12 protein-coding genes are annotated in these 19,690 nt (G+C 69.5%); 5 read left to right on the top strand and 7 right to left on the bottom strand.

The genetic code is table 11. The features are described 5' to 3' along the window. Positions 1-343: 343 nt before the first annotated feature. From ACBJ59_RS26915 to ACBJ59_RS26905, 3 genes are read right to left on the bottom strand one after another with little or no spacing between them, the layout of a single operon-like run. The gene (locus ACBJ59_RS26915; RefSeq protein WP_375113028.1) at positions 344-4,495 is read right to left on the bottom strand and encodes an AAA family ATPase; all 4,152 of its coding nucleotides are present in this window, start codon (positions 4,493-4,495) and stop codon (positions 344-346) included. Beyond that, positions 4,492-5,469 (bottom strand): hypothetical protein, encoded by a 978-nt coding sequence (locus tag ACBJ59_RS26910; protein WP_375113027.1) that lies wholly within the window; start codon positions 5,467-5,469, stop codon positions 4,492-4,494. The genes ACBJ59_RS26915 and ACBJ59_RS26910 overlap by 4 nt, the downstream gene beginning before the upstream one ends. 3 nt (positions 5,470-5,472) lie before the next feature. Beyond that, a complete protein-coding gene (locus tag ACBJ59_RS26905; protein ID WP_375113026.1) occupies positions 5,473-6,714 on the bottom strand; it encodes a P-loop NTPase fold protein in 1,242 nt (413 codons plus the stop codon). Positions 6,715-8,114: 1,400 nt separating this feature from the next. Between ACBJ59_RS26905 and ACBJ59_RS26900 the strand changes: the two genes are divergently transcribed. Then, the gene (locus ACBJ59_RS26900; protein WP_375113025.1) at positions 8,115-8,390 is read left to right on the top strand and encodes a hypothetical protein; all 276 of its coding nucleotides are present in this window, start codon (positions 8,115-8,117) and stop codon (positions 8,388-8,390) included. 333 nt (positions 8,391-8,723) lie between these two features. Beyond that, the gene (locus tag ACBJ59_RS26895) at positions 8,724-9,959 is read left to right on the top strand and encodes a serine hydrolase domain-containing protein (RefSeq protein WP_375113024.1); all 1,236 of its coding nucleotides are present in this window, start codon (positions 8,724-8,726) and stop codon (positions 9,957-9,959) included. A gap of 86 nt (positions 9,960-10,045) precedes the next feature. Here the strand turns inward: ACBJ59_RS26895 and ACBJ59_RS26890 are convergent, their stop codons facing one another. From ACBJ59_RS26890 to ACBJ59_RS26880, 3 genes are all read right to left on the bottom strand, one after another. Then, entirely contained in the window at positions 10,046-10,690 is a 645-nt protein-coding gene (locus tag ACBJ59_RS26890; RefSeq protein ID WP_375113023.1) for a TetR/AcrR family transcriptional regulator, read from the bottom strand. Between the two features lie 20 nt (positions 10,691-10,710). After that, positions 10,711-11,361, bottom strand: a complete 651-nt coding sequence (locus ACBJ59_RS26885; RefSeq protein ID WP_375113022.1) for a hypothetical protein — start codon at positions 11,359-11,361, stop codon at positions 10,711-10,713. A 256-nt stretch (positions 11,362-11,617) separates the two neighbouring features. After that, positions 11,618-12,745 (bottom strand): alkene reductase, encoded by a 1,128-nt coding sequence (locus ACBJ59_RS26880; protein ID WP_375113021.1) that lies wholly within the window; start codon positions 12,743-12,745, stop codon positions 11,618-11,620. 127 nt (positions 12,746-12,872) lie between these two features. Between ACBJ59_RS26880 and ACBJ59_RS26875 the strand changes: the two genes are divergently transcribed. From ACBJ59_RS26875 to ACBJ59_RS26865, 3 genes are all read left to right on the top strand, one after another. Then, entirely contained in the window at positions 12,873-16,289 is a 3,417-nt protein-coding gene (locus tag ACBJ59_RS26875; RefSeq protein WP_375113020.1) for a BTAD domain-containing putative transcriptional regulator, read from the top strand. Positions 16,290-16,677: 388 nt separating this feature from the next. Continuing rightward, positions 16,678-17,004 carry a hypothetical protein gene (locus tag ACBJ59_RS26870; protein WP_375113019.1) on the top strand — a complete coding sequence of 109 codons (327 nt, stop codon included), beginning with the start codon at positions 16,678-16,680 and terminating at the stop codon, positions 17,002-17,004. A gap of 374 nt (positions 17,005-17,378) precedes the next feature. After that, positions 17,379-17,675, top strand: coding sequence for a hypothetical protein (locus ACBJ59_RS26865; RefSeq protein WP_375113018.1), 297 nt, complete (start codon positions 17,379-17,381; stop codon positions 17,673-17,675). A 121-nt stretch (positions 17,676-17,796) separates the two neighbouring features. On the opposite strand, the gene ACBJ59_RS26860 is transcribed toward ACBJ59_RS26865, so the two are convergent. Next, positions 17,797-19,317: a hypothetical protein gene (locus ACBJ59_RS26860; protein WP_375113017.1), complete on the bottom strand. Its 1,521-nt coding sequence runs from the start codon at positions 19,315-19,317 to the stop codon at positions 17,797-17,799. Positions 19,318-19,690 lie beyond the last annotated feature (373 nt).

Below are 19,690 nucleotides of genomic sequence, written 5' to 3'. Positions count from 1 at the left end.
ACCCATCAGAGCCCGCTGACGTGCTCTACCCGCCCAGGGTGCCGTGAACGCCGCCCGTACCCTTCCGCACCTCAACAGCCGGGCTGAAAGCCAGGGGTATCACTCCAGACGCCGCGCCACGGCGGTGCTGTCCAGGCCATCGGCACACAACAAAATCATCCAGAACCGATGGGCCAGCACCTGCGGGCAGGACGCGCCGCGTTATCTGGCAGTAGCGGCGGTCTGTCCGTCAGAACAGCATGCAGACAACGTTTCGTGAGCCCGCCGTGCAAAAGCAAACGATTTCGTCGTATAGAGACCTGTATGGCTGCAGGCCCTGGCCTGGAACTGAGACCCGTAAACCTCAGCACAGCTCTTGATAGGGGAAGCCCGGCACGTACTCGCTCCATTCCTGCGGCGTCAGCTTCCGCCCGTCGGCGATGGCGCACGCGCTGGAGACCAGGTCGGTGGTGCCGCGCAGGGTCCAGCTCCGGACCGTGCCGTCCACGCCCACGGCCAGCACCGACGTGCCCGCGGGGCCGAACACCACGGACGTCACCCGATCAGTGAACCCGGTCAACGGCATGGCGATCTGGCGTTGCGCCTTCACGTCCCAGAGCCGGACCGTCCTGTCGGCGCTCGCGCTGGCCAGGATCCGCCCGTCGGGCGAGAAGGCCACCGACGTGACGGCGTCCGTGTGCCCGGTGAGCGGTGCTCCCACGAGCCGTTGCGCCGCCACGTCCCATAGTCGGATCGTCCCGTCGGCGCTCGTGCTGGCCAGGGTCCTGCCGTCGGGGGAGAACGCCACCGCGAGCACCTCGGCGCCGTGACCCGTGAACGCCAGCCGGGTGCTTGTGTGCGCGGGGCCGCGGACGTCCAGCACCAGGACGCGGTCGTCCCCGACGCCCGCCGCGAGCCCACCACTGTCGGGGCTGAAGGCCAGGGCGGTCGCCTGGGTGCGCCACTCTCTGAGGCGCCTGCCGCTGGCCACGTCCCAGAGGCGCACCCCTGTCTTCGTCGCCGCCGCGAGCACAGTGCCGTCGGCGCTCACCGCGACCGACGTCGCTGCGTCGGGGGAGGAGATGACGCGCCGCGAAGCCGTCTCGGCTTGCCCGTTCCGGACGGTCCACAGCAGCAGATCGCCGTCTTCGCGGGCGGCGGTGAGCACGCCGCCGCTGAAGACGATCGCGGTGATCGCGCTGCCCTTGCCTGCAAGGGCGGGTTCGGCGGTCTTGCCATCGGCTGTGTTCCACAGCCGGACGGACCCGTCACTGGTCCCGGTGGCGAGCAGGGCGCCGTCCGGGCTGAAGCTCAGCGCCGTCACCGGGCCGAGCTCGATGGCGGCAGACGGAATGGGACGCGACACCACGTTCTCCAGGCTGACCCTGGCCTCCTGGGTTGGGCTGATCCGCCAGGCGGCGAGCGCAAGGAGCGTGGAGAGCCGTTCGTCCGTGGCGAAGGAGACACTGCGCTCGGCCAGAAGACGGGAGGTGATCTTCTCACGTTGCTCCTGGACGGTCCGCAGCGACTGCATGGCCAGGAACACCGCGACCAGCGACGTCACCAGCAGGATGGTCTGACTGACCAACAGGAGACGGCGGGTGCGCGTGGCGCGGCGCTGATGCCGCCACGACGCCTCGATGTAGTCCACCATGATCGGGTGCAGGCCCGGCCGGTTACCGGAATCGCGCTCCAGCCATTCCCGTGCCGTCGCTAGACGGCTGCCCCGGTAGAGGAAGGCAACCTCGCGGCCGGCCGCTTCCCATTCGAGCGCGTCGTCCAGCATCTCATTGATCAGCTTGGTGTCCTCAAGATCCTCGCGCAGCCAGTCGCGTAGCCGCGGCCAGGCGTGCAGGAGGATGTCGTGCGCGATCTGCAGCGTGTCACGGTCGATGATGAGGAGACGAGCGGAGCCGAACGCCTCCACCACCGCGGCCAACTCCTCGTCGTCCTCCACTAGGCGCCGCGGGATGGTACGGCGCACGGGCACGCTGTCGCGGGTGACGGACGTGAGGCGGCGGAACAGAGCCCTGGCGGCACGCTGCTGATCGTCGGTGAGCCTGCCGTAGACCTCCTCCGCCCGGTTGCTCACGCCCTGGGCGACGCCGCCGCTGCTCAGGTACGCCCGCAGCGTGAGACGGCCGCTCTCGCGCCGCTCCCATACGGCGAGCATCGCCTGCGACAGCAGGGGAAGGGTGCCGAATCCCTGGCTCCCGCCGAGTGCACCCACGTCTCCCAGGATGGTCTCGACCAGGCCGGGTTCGATGGTGAGGCCCGCAGTCATGACGGGTCCTCTGATTGCGCGCACCAGGTCGGGCTCGGACATCGGGCCGAGGACGAACGGGCGGTCGTTGAGCGCCGCCAGGAGCTCGGGATGGCGGGCGCACTGGTCGATGAAGTCGCCGCGGACCGAGATGATCACGAACGCCTGCCTGACCTTGGTGGCGATGACGTGCAGCGCCCGCACCATCACCTTCCGCTCCTCGGGGTCGGCCAGGGTGAAGATCTCCTCGAACTGGTCGACGACCAGAATCAGGCCCCGCTCGCCCTCCGGCGTCTCGGGCCAGGCACCCATCACCTGGTTCACCAGCAGGTGGGCGTCCTCCGGGTTGGTGCGCAGCCGGTCGCGCAGCCCCACCACGTCCGTGCCCAATGCGCTCGCCAGGTGCACGGCCAGTTCGGACACCGGTTCGACGCCGGGGACGAGCACGATGCGCCGCCAACGCGCAACCTGCTCTCCCATCGCGCCGCGAGCGAGCGCGGGCAGCAGCCCGGCGCGCAGCAGCGACGACTTCCCCGCCCCCGACGCGCCCGTCACCATCAGCAGACCGGCCACGGGCGAGCGCCCGGCCAGGGCGGCGACGAGCCTGTCAACCTCCTGCTCGCGTCCGTAGAACAGCTCGGCGTCGGCCTCGGTGAACGGGGCGAGTCCGCGGTAGGGCGCCATCCGCGAGTCATGCGCGATGGACGTCGTGTCGAGCCCGGCGGCCAAGCCACGCAACCGGTCGAGAGAGCCTGCGCCAGTGAACACCACAACGTCGTGTGCGGCTCGCCGCAGTAGCGGCAGCGCGGCCGGGTTGACGTACCCGACGACAATCAGCAGGACCCGGGCGGGCCAGCCCTGCTCCCGCGCCCGGCGCAGCAGGCTGGACTGCTTCAAGAACCGGGTGGCGGCCGAGGTGGTGAAGAGCGCCTCTTTGATGTCGATGAGGAGCTGCGGGCCGAAGTCGGACAGGACGGCGAAATCCGCCTTGCCCCCGTTGCCCTGCCAGTCCCGTACGTAAGGAGCCCGCTCGTCGTGCAGCCACGCCTCGACGGCTAGCTCGACATCCTCGCGAGTGACGAGGGCGGACGCGGCGACTTCGCGGACGAGCGCGCGGTCGATCACGGTGCGGCCGGGGGGAGCCGCCTCGACCAGGCGCCAGGCGAGCTGCAGCAGGAGCCGAATGTTTCCCCCGCTGACCCGCAGCAGCTCGGACACCGCGTCCGAGTGGAACGCCACCCACCCGGCATAGGCGTCGAGCACCTGGCGCGCCTCTTCCGGGCTGATGAGCGAGGTGTCGACGTGGTTGCCGCCGAAGCGCTGCCGCAGGTCGTCCGGCAGCGCGTGCCAGGCCGCCGTGCTCCCCGACAGCAGCAGCATGCCGGACTCCTGCGGAACGCGCTCGACCAGCGAGTGCAGCAGGCCCACGTTGTCCGGCCGGTCGAGGACGAGACGCTCGCACTGGTCGATGACGACGATGATCGGCCGTCCTGCGCGGGTGGACAGCGCCGTGAGAAGCTGCAGCCCGAAGCGGCACTGGTCAGGATCGTCGAGCGGGCCGGAGACGCCGAGCCGCTCCGCCTCGGCCAGGTCGAGGTCGCGGCCGGTGAACCAGGTGTAGGCGGCCTCCTCGTTCGCCGGCTCCAGCAGCCCGGCCAGGGCGCGCTGGAACTCCTGCCCGTCGTCGGAGACCCGTTCCAGCTCGCCGGCCTCGGCCTCCAGCACCGAGCCCGGCTCGACCAGCAGCTCTTCGTAGAGCAGGGCCAGCCTGGCCGGGTTCTCGCGGACCTCCGCGAGCAGCGCGGGCGGGGCGTCCGTGCCGAAGCGGGCGCCGAACCGCTCGACGGCCAGCACGCCGCGGAACGCCAGGGCGAGTTCCCGCAGCCGGTCCTGGCCCACCTGCGACATCAGCCGCCGGTAGAGCGCCACGAAGTCGCCGTCCTGAGCCTTGACGTACAGTCGCAGCGCGCCGGTCTCCGCCGCCTTCGCGGCCGCCTGCCCGAGCGCGTAGCGGATGGCGTGCGTCTTGCCCGATCCGTGCTCGCCGTGTAGGAAGACCGCCTGCCCGCTGTTGCGCGAACGCAGCGCAGCCACGTCGAGATAGCGCCGGACCCATGCAGTCAGCCGGTCGACGGGGGTGAGCATGACGGTCGGGCCGGTGATCTCGGCGTCGAGTATGTCACCGTCGCGCACGTGCTCTTCCATGCTCATCGTGCCGCGCGCGGGGAACGGGTTGCGCTCGCCGCCGGTCATGACGAGTGCCCCAGCGTTCTGAGCAGGTCGATCGTCGCGGTCATGAACTGCCGACCGATCTCAAGCTCGGTGTTCTCCGGCCAGGCGCCCCCGTCGGCGCTCGTCCGCAGCCGGAAGTCGATCCAGGCGCCGAGCATCTTGACCACAGACTTGATCGGCGCGGGCTCGGACCACACCACCTCCAGGCTGTCGGGAGGGAACGGGCTCGGCAACGGGGAGGCGCCCTTCCACCGTTCCTCGGCCACGCACCGGATCTGCGGGCCGTCCAGTGAGCGCAGCCGGATGAGGTGCGCGTCGAGCGTGTGCAGCTCGTCGACGGCCGGGGTGTTGGCGTGCTTGTAGGCGCCGTGCGTGAAGACTGCGATCGACCGGCTGTCCTCGAACACCTTGCGCATCCTGCCGACAAGGCTGGTCTGGCGCAGTCCCTCGAACACGACGCCGAAGGTGTGCTCGCCCAGTGACTGGCCGCTCAGCTCGTTGTGCAGCCGGCGGGCGAGCGCGCGATACCGGCTGGCGTAGATCGTCTCACCGCTGGTTGAACCGATCGTCTCGATGGCGTCGAGAGCGGACTGCAGCTCGGGGGTCAGAGTCAGGCCGGCCTTCTCGATTTCGTTCTGCAGCTCGACCATGGCCGCCGTCACCGAGTCGACGTCGCGGTTGTTCTCGACCCTGATGCGGGTGACCAGCAGACGCCTGCCGAGGCCGCGGACCTGGCTGTAGACGTCGAGCACGTGGTTGGCGACGGTGGTGCGGCCGGTGAAGTCCGTGCCGCTGACCACGACGAAGGCTGATTCGTTCGCCGCCGCCGTCCGCTCCAGGTAGGTGCGCAGGGTTTCGGTCATGGCGGCGAAACCGTTGACGTCGACGAGCATGACCCGGTCGCCGTCGTGGACGAGCGGATTGAGTGGATCGATCCGGTAGGGATTACCGTCGCTCAATCCGTAGAGCTCATACCGCAGGGCCGCCTCGGTCATACGCTAACTGCCCAGCATCCTGAGATAACGTGGCAACTCGTCCTTCACCTCGGCGAAAACCGTGTCCGCGAAGACGGCGCTCAGGTAGGCCTGGGCGCGGTAAAACTTCTGCACCGCCAATTTCACCGCATCCGCGTCGGCCTGGCCATAGCGGGCGATGAACTGGTCAGGACGGTCGAGCGGCAGGCGGCCCGCGTATGCGTCCTCCAGCGCCGGCGCCAGCTCCGGCCGCGCGGCGACGGCAGCGTAGAGCTCCGGGCTTTGGATCCGCAGGGCCGCGAGCCTGATCAGCACGTCAGGACGGACGCGGGAGCCCCGGGCGATCACGCTCGCCATCGAGCAGGAGTTCAGCACCCGTTTGATGCGGCGCGGGTTGGGCACCACGATCTCGCTCAGCAGACTGGCGTGCTCGGCCAGGTCGCCGGTGAGCTCCAGGCCGGACAGGAAACGCTCGGCCTCGATTGGAGGCAGGTACAGCGGTAACTGGATCATCTTGTCCAAATATTCGTCGCCGATCTCGATGACCGTCGAGGCCTCGAACCCGAACTCTCGGTACTTGACCCCGACCCCGCGGTCGACCACGTTCTTGGCAACGGCCAGGATGACACAGACGTTGCGCAGGTCGAGGAAGAGCTTCACGGACTCCAGCAGATCGATGATCTCGTGCGGCTCGCACCTGTCGAGATCGTCGATGAAGAACAGCAGCCGCGCGCCCCGCTCGCCCACCGCGTCGGCCTGCTCCTGCAGGGTGCGCCGCAGGTTGCGCATCTCGCTCTCGACCTTGCCGCGCTGCTCAGCGTACTGCTCGGCCAGCTCGTTGATCTTGTCGATGGAGACGTTTCCGCCGGAGACCTTGCGCAGCAGCGCGTCCGTGGTCAGGTTCGCAATCATGAACCGGAGGCGCTTGACGGTCTCCCTGAACCGGTTGCTGCGGTCCTCGGCCAGCGTGTCCTGCAGCGTGTGCAGGAGTGGCAGCAGCATGTTCGGCTCCCGCCGGTGCACCCACGGATTGAAGTGCACCCGCACCGTACGCTCCGCGTGGTCGGTGCTCAGCCGCTCGTCGAGCATCCGCAGCAAGCTCGACTTGCCGCTGCCCCATGCGCCGAAGACGCCGACGGTGAACGGGGTCTGGGTGGTGTCCGCGGTGACCAGCTCCGCGAGGGCGTCCACGTAACGGACGAAGTCGAGCCGGTCTCCGGCCAGGCCTACTGGTGCGTCAGAGAGCACGACGAATTCGTTCCCCACCCCGCCGCCTTTCACAGAGCTCGTGTCGAGTCCCCATACTCGCCCCACCGGGCCGTTTCCGGGGCCCGTTTGGAGGTGTCGAGCGTGATGCATGAACTCTGCACCAGATCCTCACACACGCGGCGGCATCCGCGTACGCGGCGGCTTTGAAATGCCTGACATCACGCCTGGCAGGCCGGCGGGAGACACACTCAGACACCTACCACTTGACCTGTAGAAACAGAGGGATTCGCTGCTCACTCTGATACGCCCACCAGCAGCGCCACTGCGCATACCGCCAAAGCCGTGAAGTCTTCAGACATCACCTGAGCACGCTGGAGCAGTCAGCCGCTGCCCTGGAGGAAGGGGCGCCTGCTTAAATGGGCCTACCGCGCACGGCTGGTTCGCGTCGCCGGGATCGCGTACCAGTTCCGGCACCGTCAACTGCAGGACTACCTGTCCACCTCGTGGGCCGACCAATGTTGACGCGACACCCGTACGTGGTCGTCGAAGCATTGAAGCACTGGCAGCCAGCGCGTCGGCCGCGCCCTCGCTAGCCCCGTAGAACGGCTCATCTGGCCATGCACATGAACCGGTCCGGACTTCTTGGCCCGCATCAACTCGCCGTTGACACCCGCATCTGAGAAGAGCGGGACCGCCTTGCAAGGCTCCCGCCGGGAGTATCGCTTCCACCAGTGCAAACACCCGCCCAGCGATGGACAGTGGGGACGTCCTTCCTGAGGAGCCAATGCAGGTCGAGCAACAATCACATATGCCCGTTAGTAGAGAAACCGGACACCGTTCGACTCGAGCTCTCCTAAAGCGGGTGCCGCAGGTTCGAATCCTGCCGGGGGCACTCACCCAGATCGGCAATACAGACGCCCGACCTGCGGTTCCTCAGGCGCAGGTCTTTTGCTTTGCGCCCTTGGTAGGCAGCTGACGGTGCCCCCATGCAGCCGCAAGACCATGATCAGGGGATATAAGCAGGATGATCTTGACGGCGTCCAGCTCACGCCTTAATTCCCCGCCATCCCGGCCCTCGGTACCCACCGCAACCACCCCGGACATTGGACGAACACCATGGGCGATCGTGCCACATAGGTGCGTAACCCCACTGCGGGTGCACGCTCACCCGCTGAGTACACGTCCCCTCTCCACGGACGGCCATGGGCCGCCAAAGCCCAGCAGGATGCGGCCAGTCCATACGGGGGTCGGGTGGAGGTCGGCCTGTTGGTGCTGCCCTGCCGGTCCGGGAGCCGGAGCTCGCCGTCGGACCAGTGTTGCCGTCGGACCAGTGTTGCCGTCCGACCGGTGTTGCCGTCGGAGCCGGCGGTGCTCGGCGTGCCTGCAGACGACCCGCGGCGCGCCGCGCCAGCGTCGGCTACGGCGAGATCGCACATAAAGGGTTCTTCGCCAACGACATGTCCGGCTGCTGGATCAGCCATCGCCTGCCGGTGCCCGGCCGTGAGGCCGTCTGCCTGCCAGGCTTCCACGAGATCCTCGCCCACGTCACCTCAGGCCACGGGTCGCCCTCGCCGGCCGCCCAGATGCCGGACCTCTGCCCGCCTCCCGACATAGCCTTCATCCCCGTGGAGGGCGGCGCCACGTTCGACTACATCGTGGCCTGGCGCACCGACCGGCTCAGGGCCATCGCCGGGGTCTCTCCCCACCACGTCACACCGCCGGCTGGCGGTTGAGGACGGGCCGACCGCCTACCGGGGGCCAGGATCTCGGGGAGAGCAGGGGCGCGAGCAGCAACCGCCCGTCAGTGGCGATAGCGAGTCAGGACAAACGTCCCGCGTGTAGAGCCGCCCCCTTCCGCCGCCCCCTTCCGCCGCCCCCTTCCGCCGCCCTTGGCTGGCCGACTCGGGCGGGCGAGTGGACTCGGACCGCGGCGTTGCCTCCCGGAGACCCCGCGGGGTGAAGCCAGTGGTGCAGCCGCTCGCTACGCCTGCCGGTCCGCTTCGACGAAGACCATGACATCCGTAAGCTATGTGACTCAAGTATCGGATATGACTTAAGGGGCGTATGTGACCGGCCTTTCCCGCAGAACTCTTCTCGCGGCGGCGCCGACGACGCTGATCGCCGGGCGACCGGCGCAGGCGGCGCCACCCGCCCCTGTCGTACGGGTGACGGGAACCGCGCCGACGCAACTGGCGGGGTACGACAACCTGCTCAAGAAGTTCGTGCTGGATCGCCAGATCAGGGCGGCGCAGCTGGCCATCATGAAGAACGGCAAGATCCTGCTCGCGCGCGGCTACTGCTACGACGACTACTCCAGGGTGCCGTCCGTCCCATCGCCGACGTCGTTGTTCCGGATCGCCAGCCTGAGCAAGAACATCACCTCGGCCGCCGTCATGCGCCTGGTGCAGGACGGCAAGCTGAGCCTGTCGGCCAAGGTCACCCAGTTGCTCGGCCTCACCCCGGCCGACGCCCGGATGGAGCAGGTCACCGTGCTCCGCCTCATGCAGCACCTCGGCGGCTGGGACCGCGACGTCTCCAAGGACCAGCTCTGGCTGGACCACACCATCTCGGCCGCGCTCGACGTGCCGCTGCCGATCGGGCACGACGACATCATCCGGTACGCCACCGCCCGCCCGCTCGACCACGCCCCAGGCACCAAGATGGTCTACAGCAACTACGGGTACCTGCTGCTCGGCCGGATCATCGAGAAGGTCTCGGGCCAGCCCTACGAGACGTACATCACGACCAAGCTGCTCCAGCCGCTCGGCATCACCCGCATGAGGCTCGGCGAGAGCCTCAGGAGCGAGGCCGCGGCCGGAGAGGTCAGGTATGAGTCGCAGTACACGAACAAGACCGTGCTGGACACCTCCGGAACCACCGTCCCGTACCCCTACGGCGGCTTCAACATGCCCAACCAGGACGCCAACGGCGGCTGGCTGGCCTCCGCCGTGGACCTGGTCCGCTGGACCCTCGCCTTCGACCGGCCGGGCACCGTGCTGAGCTCGGCCTCGATCGCCACGCTGGTGGCCAAGCCGGAGATCGGCGTCAACGAGTACGGCTCCTGGTACGGCGGCGGCTGGTGGTGCCGCCAGGTCACCGGCCACCTCAACACCTGGCACAACGGCTCGATGCCGGGCACGTTCGCCTACCTCGCGCGACTGCAGAACGGGTTCAGCTACGCCCTGCTGTTCAACCGGCGCGAGGAGAGCGGGTCGCTCGACTACGACGGGATCGACGACGACATGAACAAGGTGACCGTGTCCTCCTGGCCCACCACCGACCTGACCTCGAAGTACTTCTGAGCTGCGCGATCGCTCCCCCGGACCCGGACTCTGCACGGACGTCCCGGCCACCGCTGGAGGTTCCGAGAAGGCGAGCGCCTCAGTGCCTAGCGGTGGTTCGGCGGCGTGTTCAGGAGTTCGCGGGCCAGCGCTTCGCCCCACCATCGCTCGACGCGGTCCGGCGGCCAGCCGCGTTCGGCGGTGAGCGTGGTGTAGACGTCGATGCTGCACAGGCCCGCGTAGATGTCGGCGGCGGCCGGCACGTCGAGGCCGGGGCGGAGGGTGCCGTCCTGCCACGAGGAGAACACCGCCACGCGGGTCTCGTCGGCGCGGGCGCGGCTTTCGCGGTAGAGGGTGGCCAGTTCCGGCTCCGTACGGGCGGCTTCGCGCAGGGGCACGATGACGTCCCCGGCGTGTTCGAACAATCGCCGGTCGAAGGCCGCCATCACGGCGAGCTGCCGCTCGGGCGTCGCTTCCGGTGCCTCCAGCTCGGCGAGTTGCCGGGAGGGGTCGGCGGACAGGCCGGCGGCGTCCGCAAGTGCCCTGGTCAGGCCGGCCTTGTTGCCGTACACCGAGTACACCGTCGGCACGGAGACTCCCGCCTCGCGGGCGACGTCGCGTACGGTCGTCGCCGTCCAGCCCCGGGCGACGAAGAGCCGGCGCGCGGCCTGGGCGATGTCGGCGCGAGTCTCCATCGCCTGGGCCGTACGGCGGATCGAGTCGTAGCGGCGCCGGGCCCCCTCTGCGCTCATGATGTGTAGCGTAGGGCAAGCTAGCGCAGCAGCAGGGTGACGCTGTAGGCGACGATCCAGGAGATCCAGCCCAGCCACCCGATCAGCCCGGCCAGTCCGAGGCGGTTGCCGCCCTCGACGTTGTACGGGGCGGCGAGCGAAGACAGGACAAGCAGCGCGGCGCTGAGATATCCCAGGTACGCCTGCCAGAGGGGGACGAGACCACCACTGACCCCGGCCACGGTGAAGCCGAGCAGCGCCATGGCCAGGAATGTCTGGTTGAGCCCGAACAGCACGTTGCTCATCCCCCACAGCCCCGCCATCGAGCCGCGTCCATGGCGGGCGGCGGTGGCCATGCCGAACCGGAGCGCCTCGACGCAGGCGAACGTCGCGTTCTGCAGCAGCACGCCGGCGAAGCCCACCAGCGCCCACGCCGTCTGATCGGCGTTTCCGCGCCACAGCACCGACAGCAGCCCGGCCGCGAAGAGCGTCAGGCACAGCCACGTCACCGGTACGAGCACCGACGGCTTCTTCAGCGCGTCCGCGATCCCGTCGAACGAGTCGGTGGCCGCGTCCAGGCCCTTGCCCGAAGTCGGCAGCGGGAGGCCGGAGCGGAGGTAGAGGACATTGACCACGATTCCCACGAGCACGAACCCGATCCCGCCCATCCCTGCCAGAGCGATGAACTCCATGGCGGCGCTCCTCTGATTTGAGTTGACGCTACTTATAATGAATATATAGCACCTCAATCGCACCGGCGTCGTCCGCGTTCGGCACAATGTCCGGGTCTGTGGGCTGGTTCTGTGGGCTGGTTCTGTGGGCTGGTTCTGTGGGCTGGTTCTGTGGGCTGGTTCTGTGGGCTGGTTCTGTGGGCTGGTTCTGTGGGCTGGTTCTGTGGGCTGGGGTGGAAGACCTGGTAGCGGCCGTACTGAAGATCACGGCAGGAGCTCAGACCGCGACCGGAGCGCGCTCCTCCCGGGCGGCGGCCAGCGCCGGGTAGTCGGTGTAGCCGAGCTCGCCATCCCCGTACCAGTGCTCCACGCGCACCGGATTGAGCGGTGCGCCGCGGCGGAACCGTTCGACCAGGTCGGGGTTGGCCAGGAAGGCGCGGCCGAGCGAGATCAGGTCGGCGCCCGCCGCGAGCAGCCGCTCGCCCGCGTGCCGGCCGCCGTCGGCGGGGAACGGGGTCGGCCAGGGCAGCGACGGGTTGGCGATCAATGCCGCCCGCCAATCGGCGCGGATGCGGCGGAACAGGGGCTGGGCGGGGTCGGCGAACACCACGTGCAGGTAGGCCAGGCCCTTGTTCGCCAGCGCGCCGACGAGCGCGGGATAGACGTGCTCGATGTCGTGCTCGCGCATGGCGTTGGCCGTGACGCCGGGTGCGATGCGCAGGCCCACCCGGTCGGGACCGATCGCGTCGGCGACGGCCTCGACCACCTCGACCGCGAAGCGGATGCGCCCGGCCACCGAGCCGCCGTAGGCGTCGCCGCGCCGGTTGGTGTCGTCCGAGAGGAACTGGTGGATGAGGTAACCGTTGGCGCCGTGCACCTCCACCCCCTCGAACCCGGCGTCGATGGCCCGCCGGGCGGCGGCGGCGAAGTCGTCCACGGTGGATCGGATCTCCGCGACGGTCATCTCGCGGGGCACGACCCCCGGCCTGGGCCCGCCGGGCGTGTGGATCGAGTCGGGGAACACCACCGGCGAGGGCGCGACCGGCGTCAGCCCGCTGGTGTCCGGGTGGCCGATCCGGCCGCCGTGCTGCAACTGCAGGAACATAGTGCCGCCCGCGGCGCGCACCGCGCCGGTCACGCGCCGCCAGCCGGCCACGTGCCCGTCGTGGTAGATGGCGGGAATGTCGGGATAGGTCTGCCCGACCGCGTTCGGCGTGGTGGCCTCGGCGATGATCAACCCGGCGGACGCGCGCTGGGCGTAGTACGTCGCCATGATCGGCGCGGGGACGCCGTCGGCCGACGCGCGGTTACGCGTCAGCGGCGCCATCACCAGCCGGTTGGGGAGGTGGAGAGAGCCGAGCCTGGCGGGTTCGAACAGGCGGGAGGTCAACGCTGAGCCGGTCATGGTCTTGTTCCGATCTCTCTATGTGGTGGGACTGGGTTCGACTGTGCTCCTGAGCGCTTCGGAGTGGCTGATGGTCCGCTGATGGCCGCTGACGGTCTGCCGGCCGGCGCTGTGTACGGTGACCACTGTGTGGTTCGGAGTGCTTGGTCCGCTGAGGGTGCGGGACGACGAGGGCCGGCCGGTCAAGGTTCTCGAAGTCAAGGTCAGGGCGCTGCTCGCCGATCTGCTCGTACACGAGGGGCGGCCGGTCGCCGCCGATCGGCTCATCGACGACCTGTGGGGGGCGCGGCCGCCGGGCAACCCCGCCAACGCCTTGCAGGCCAAGGTCTCCCAGCTACGCCGGGTTGTCGGGCGCGACCGGGTGGCCTACCAGGCGCCGGGCTACCTGCTGCGCCTCGGTCCGGCCGACGAGGTGGACGCGGACCGGTTCCTGGCCCTGGTGGCCGGGGCCCGCTCCGCCGACCCGGTGGCGCGGGCCGCGCTGCTCACCGAGGCGCTCGAACTGTGGCGCGGTCCGGCGTACGCCGACTTCGCCGACGAGGAGTTCGCCCGCGCGGCGGCGCACCGTCTGGCCGAGCAGCGCCTCGCCGTCGTGGAGGAGCAGACCGAGACCCGCCTGGCCGCGGGTGACCACCTCTTGCTCACCGGAGAACTCGCCGCTCTGGTAGCCCGCCATCCGCTGCGTGAACGGCTGCGCGCCGTTCAGCTCCGGGCCCTCTACCTGGCCGGTCGCCAGGGCGAGGCGCTGGCGTCGTACGAGGAGTTGCGGCACCGGCTGGCGGACGAGCTCGGCGTCGACCCCAGCCCGGAGCTGGCCGCGCTCCACCAGGCGATTCTGCGCCAGGACGCGTCGCTCGGCCCGCCTCCTGCGGTTTCAGATCGCCTTCTGTCGAATCTTCCCGCCCAGCTCACCGCTCTGGTCGGGCGCGGGCCTGCTCTGGAGGAGGTTGACCGGCTTCTCGGCGGCGCCCGCCTTGTCACGTTGATCGGGCCGGGCGGGGTGGGCAAGACGCGGGTCGCGGTGGAGGCCGCGACCCGAATCGCGGCGCTGGAGGACTCGTCGCGGGGTGCGCGATTCCCGGATGGGGTGTGGCTGGTCGAGCTCGCCGACCAGCGCGGGGGCGTGGCCGACCTCGCGCAGGCGGTCGCGGCCACGCTCGGCCTGAGCGGCGACGTCCCGGCCGGCCCGCCGCACCCCGGCCACTTTCCGACCAGCCCACCGCACCCCGACCACGTTCCGACCAGCCCACCGCGCCCCGACCACGTCCCAGCCGGTACGCCGGGCCCCGGAACGGCCAGGGCGCCCGCCGACCGGCTGGCCGCCGCCCTGCGCGAGCGCCGGATACTGCTCGTGCTCGACAACTGCGAACAGGTCGTCGAGCCGGCCGCCGAGCTCGTGGATCTGCTGCTGCGCGCGGCGCCGGGGGCGAACGTCCTGGCCACCAGCCGGGAGCCGCTCGGCCTGGCGGGCGAGACCGTGTACCTGGTCGAGCCGCTCCAACCGGCCGACGCGATCCGGCTGTTCACCGAGCGGGCTTCCGCATCCGCCCCGGGCTTCGTCCCCGACGGCGAGAGCCGCGAAGCGGTGGCCGAGATCTGCTACCGCCTCGACGGTATCCCGCTCGCGCTCGAACTGGCGGCGACCCGGGTGCGGGGCCTGGGAGTGCGGGAGCTTGCGGCGCGGCTCGAGAACCGGTTCCGGGTGCTCACGGCCGGACAGCGGGCCGCCCCGGCACGGCAGCAGACTCTGCGGGCGGTGATCGACTGGAGCTGGGAGCTGCTCAGCGAGCCGGAGCGGATGGTGCTGCGCCGCCTGGCCGTGTTCGCCGGCGGTTGCACGCTGGACGCGGCCGAGGCGGTGTGCGCAGGGGCCGGAGTGGCCCGCGATGAGGTGCTCGACCTGGTGACGCGCCTGGTCGACCGATCCTTGGTCGTCATGGCCGACAGCCCGGCGGGGCCGCGCTATCGGCTGCTCGAATCGGTGGCCGCGTACGCGAGGGAGCGGCTGCGCGAGGCGGACGAACTCGCCGGCGTCCGCGAGCGGCATCTGCACCACTACCTGGATCTCGCCGAACAGGCCGAGCCCCAGCTCCGTGGCCCGCGGCAGCAGGCGTGGCTCGGCCGCCTCGACGCCGAAGCCGCCAACTTCCGGTCGGCGCTCCAGGAAGCCGTCTCCCTGGATACAGCCGTCCTTCCGAGCGCGGCTGCCCTGGGAGACGGGGCTGGCGTGGGAGACGGGGCTGCCATGAGGGACGGGGCTGGCGTGGGAGATGGGGCTGGCGTGGGAGATGGGGCTGCCGAGGGGGATGGGGCCGCCGTCACAGGCGGCGCTGCTCGCCACCCCGACGCGGCCGTCCGGCTGGCCACCGCCCTCTGCTGGTGGTGGCTGCTGCGCGGCCGGCTGAGCGAGGGCCGCCGCACCCTGTCGGCGGTGCTCACCGTCGCCCCTGAAGCCGCCGCGCTGCGCGTGCTGGAAGGCGCGTTCACGCTGCTGACCGGCGACCGCTCCCGCCCGAAGCTGCCGCCCCACGATGGGATCGCCGATCCGGTACGGCGGGGCCGGGCGTTGTGGTTGCACGCGTACGGCCTCTTTCACGCCGGACTCCCGGACGCCGGCGAGGAGGTCAACGCCCGGGCGCAGGCCCTCCTGACCTCCGACGACTGGGGCACCGCGGCCGTACTCGGGCTGCGGGCCATGAACGCACTGGCTCATGGCGACCTCGACACCGTCACCCGCGACGGCCTGCGCAGCGCCGCGCTCTTCCACGAGCTCGGGGACCGCTGGGGCGAGTTGCAGACCGTGTCACCGCTGTCCACGCTCGCCGAGATCAAGGGCGACTACATCGAGGCGGCCCGCCGCCAGAGCGAAGGGCTGCGCATCGCCGAGGAGCTCGAGTTGGCGGCGGAGATCGCCGCCCGCCTGTCCGGGCTGGGTCGGCTGGCGCTGCTCTCCCATGACTGGGATCACGCCCGTGAGCTGCACGAACAGGCCCTGCGGCGGGCCGTGGACCAGGGGTACGTCTACGGCGAGGTGCACGCGGTCATGGGGCTCGCCCTCGGGGCCCGCCGGTCCGGTGACCTCGGCGCGGCGGAGACGTACCTGGCCCGGCTCCGCGACGAGCTCGTGTCCTCGGCGGCCGGCGAGCACCTGCTGCTGGTCGAGCTGGGTTTCACCGCCGAGCTGCGCGGGGACGCGGCGCGAGCCGCGGACAGTCAGCTGCGCGGGCTGGAGGTCGCCCGTTCGATCGGGGAGCCGCGGGCCGTAGCCCTGTCCCTCGAAGGATTGGCGGGCGCGGCGGCACTGTCCGGGGACGCGGATCGAGCCGAGAGCGCGACGCTGCTGCTCGGCGCGGCGGACGCGGCACGGCGAAGCGTGGGCGCGCCGCTGCCGCCCGCCGAACGTGGTGACGTGGATCGGATCATGACGGTGACGAGAGCCGTCCTGGGTGAGGCCGCGCACGCCGAGGCGTTCCTGCGTGGCACGGAACTGACCCCGCAGGAGGCCGCGGACCTCGCCCGTACTGTGCTGGCCGACGCGTCCTGACCGTCCTGCACGTCCTGCACGCCCTGGTCAAGGCAGCACCGGCACATCACGCCGACCATGCGCGACAGTTCTGTCGCGAAGAACCTCGTCCGGGGACGACAAGGAGGGACTGACGCTGACCCACACCACCGCAGACGTCATCGTCTCCGGCCGCAACAACCTGCGCATCGCACAGCTCTATCCGAAGAATCGAGCCCGTGCGTCAACCTTCACCCGCTTCGGACGCGGGGACGCGAGGACGCGGGGAACTGGCGGACGCCTGCCTCGTCGAGACCTTGCGCACACGGACGAACAAGCCATTGACCTCGGCCTATCCGTTCTTCTCCGCACCTCATGCCGTGGCCCCAGTGGGACGACATCGCGAAACTCCTCAGTCAGCTCGCCACGCATGAAGCATCGGGAACGCGGTGACGGCAGCGGGCTGAGGAATGCGTTCGACGTCGGCTGCGGTCGCGTGAAAGGGACGGCGGAGGGAAGATCTCGCAACGTTCGCGGAGAGGTACGGGCCTGTGCTGGCACGGTCGGGGAGTGGATCCGGGTCGTGGTGCCCCACCGCTCCGGGCGCGGCGGCTATTTCGGGCGGCCCGAACAGCGGCAGCGTCTGCAGCGCGGCATCCGGGCCGACGATCCGGCGTCTCCTCCGTGCGCCTTCCATCCCGAACCGGGTGGTCTGCTGGTGTGGGGCGAGTCGCGCGGAAGCGAGTACAACTTCTGAGACACCTCGGTGTCCGCCGATCCGGACGACTGGCCGACCAGGGTCTTCGTCCAGCATCGGCCGGACGAGCAGTGGCAGCTGGTGGACGCTCCCATGACAGAGGTGCTCGCCGCGCGAGTGAGCGACGGCCTGGACCGGGGTGAGGCCCTGCCCGCGGTGTCGCCTCTCTATGCCTGGGCGTTCACCCCGCTCGTACTGGAGGACGTACCGCAGAAGGACATCTTCCCGAGAGCGCGGCTCAAGCTCGAGGTCGCCGGGCAGGTGGCGCAGGTCGAGGCGGCCGCCGAGGTGCCGGCGGACTATGCCGCGCCGGTCGGCGAGTACGGCGTCGGAAAGCCGGCCGGCGTGCTGCGGCTCCTCGGTCCTGGTCCTGGGTGCCGGAGGGCTTCGACCTGGATGCCGAGCAGGCCGCGGTGGGCGCGCGGTTGCGTGCTCGGCGGGTCGCGGGGGAACGGGTGGTATTGTCGCCGATCGCGCCCGCGCCGGGTGGGCTGCGGTTGCGGGGGATGTTCGACTGCGGTGAGACGTGCTGGTGGCTTCCTGTCAGCGGCGAGCCGGCCGAGTGGCCGGTAGTCCTGGTCGACGTGAACGGTCTGGGGTGGCAGCAGCTGCCGCACGGCACCTCGGAGTTTCTCGACCGATGGCTGGACGCACGCTCACCGAGCTGGTGATCGCCGACCTGACGAGCAGGCTGGGCCGGCCGCTCACCGCGCTGGATCCGTCAGATGACAGGCCCATGATGTGGTCTTGAGGGTGGGACTGTCCGGCCACGGGACACACCCCTGGCTCTGGCTACAGCTGGATGATGTTGTAGTGGTCGAGGCGGTCGACGGTCAGTTTCAGCTTGCCGTGCCGGCAGGAGAATGCCGGCGACTTCGACTGCGGGAAATCTGGCGAGACCAGCGAGACGCGACGCGGGCAGGAGCCGAGGTCAGCCTCCACAGTGAACCCTGACTGGGGTGTGATGCCCTGGTCGTAGTTGTGGTTGACGAGGTGGAGGGAGCGCTTTCCGGTGCCACGCTGCACGAGCAGGCTCGCCGCGATGTGGGCCGCGCTGACCCGTACCGCATGGGGGCTGATCACGTTGTCGCTGAAGATCGCGCGACGATCCTTGTAGAAGCGGGTGTAGGTCTTGAAGAAGTCCATCATGCCGAGATCCGTGGCGGTGGGGCTGCCGACTGTGTCCTTCAGGTGGAAGGCGGGGAAGATGCCGTTCGCGTACGCCTCGGCACCGAAGATCTGCCAGTAGTCCTTCTTCTCCTGCAGCGGCAGGTTGAGGTAGTTGGTCATCATGTCGTTCGGCCAGTCGATGAACACGACGACAGGCACGTGGCCCGCGATCCGGGCGCTCTGCTCCTTCAGGTAGCGGTACTGCGACTGGAGCGACTTGGCGCCGTTGAGGTGGCCCTCTACCACCGGCACGTAGTCGGCGCCCCGGAAGTCGGGTGTCTGCTCGTCCGGGTTCCACGGGTACATGCCGACGCTGTTGAAGTCCACATAGGGCCACAGCCCGTTCGAGGAGATGAGGACGTTGCGGTGCCGGGTGCGCCAGGAATACGCCCGCGTCTTGTCGACCAGCTCCTTCCAGTACCGGCGGATGTATGTGGCGGTGAACGACGTGTCCTCGGCGTACATTCGGTTGGCGACCACCCTGCCCCACTCGCGGGCGAGTGGGTTCACCGCGTTCAGGGGGTCGCGGTTCCAGCCGCCGGCCCGCAGGTAAGCACGGTAGTTGAAGTTGGCCGCCAGGTCGCCGGCCGGCACGTCGCGACGGGGGATGTTGTCGTCGGTCATACCGAAGCGCGATTTCCAGTCTGCGGCGGTGAAGGCCGGATACTTCTCCAAGAGGTACCGGTTGAAGTCGGCGATCGCGTAGTCGTCGAAGCCCTCGTTGCCGTTGAAACCGTATTTCGACCCACCGCTGAACCCGGCGTTGATCTCGTCGAAGTTGAGCCCGTCGACTCCGCCGTCCACCTGGATGCGTGCCCAGGACAGGAGGTACTCGCGGTACTTGGGATTGAAGATGTTGCCCCGCCGCGCCGGCTCCGGAAAACCGAATTCGTCATGGGGTACCGGATTGCCGTCCGCGTCGCGGGTTGACATGTCGTCGAAGATCTCGGCAGTGGCGAAGTCCTTCGGGAAGATCACGCTCGCCGTACCGCTGCCCATGAAGGCGATGCCTTTGGCGTGATAGCGGTCGATCTGTGTGAAGTTGTAGTCAGCCGTCTCGTCCCCCGCTGTGGACCACTTCCCGATCGCGCGGATGGTGGTGTCCGGGTCGAGTTCGTAGACCTGCGGGTCCTCCTCGTGCACGTCCGACTGGCTGAACCCGTACACGACGAAGTCCCCGACAGCGCCTGCGGCCGGTGCCGGCTGTCCCCACGCCACGAGCGCCACCGCCACCATGCCCGCTGACCAGCGCAGTACCCCAGATCGCCGTGGCATCATGTCCCCCTGGGAGCTGCGGCGCTGCTACATCGGCAGATGTTTTGGAAGCGTATGTCCGGGTCCTCGATATGGGAAGTGCTCCGTCCGACTCGTCCGAAGGGTCCAGCCCAGGCAACGGTCGGGTCGGTCCTGGTCATCACGGTGCGGACCGCTTGGCGGTGCGACCCGCCGCCAACACGAGAGCGCTCCCTGCCATCCCGCGAAAATCGTGACTGATCTGAACGGTGTCGCGTTCGGC

This window comes from Nonomuraea sp. MTCD27 (assembly GCF_041950495.1).
In the GTDB taxonomy this organism is placed as follows: Bacteria; Actinomycetota; Actinomycetes; order Streptosporangiales; family Streptosporangiaceae; genus Nonomuraea.
Note: the sequence above shows the minus strand (reverse complement) of the source record. Positions and strands in the feature narration are given on the sequence as shown.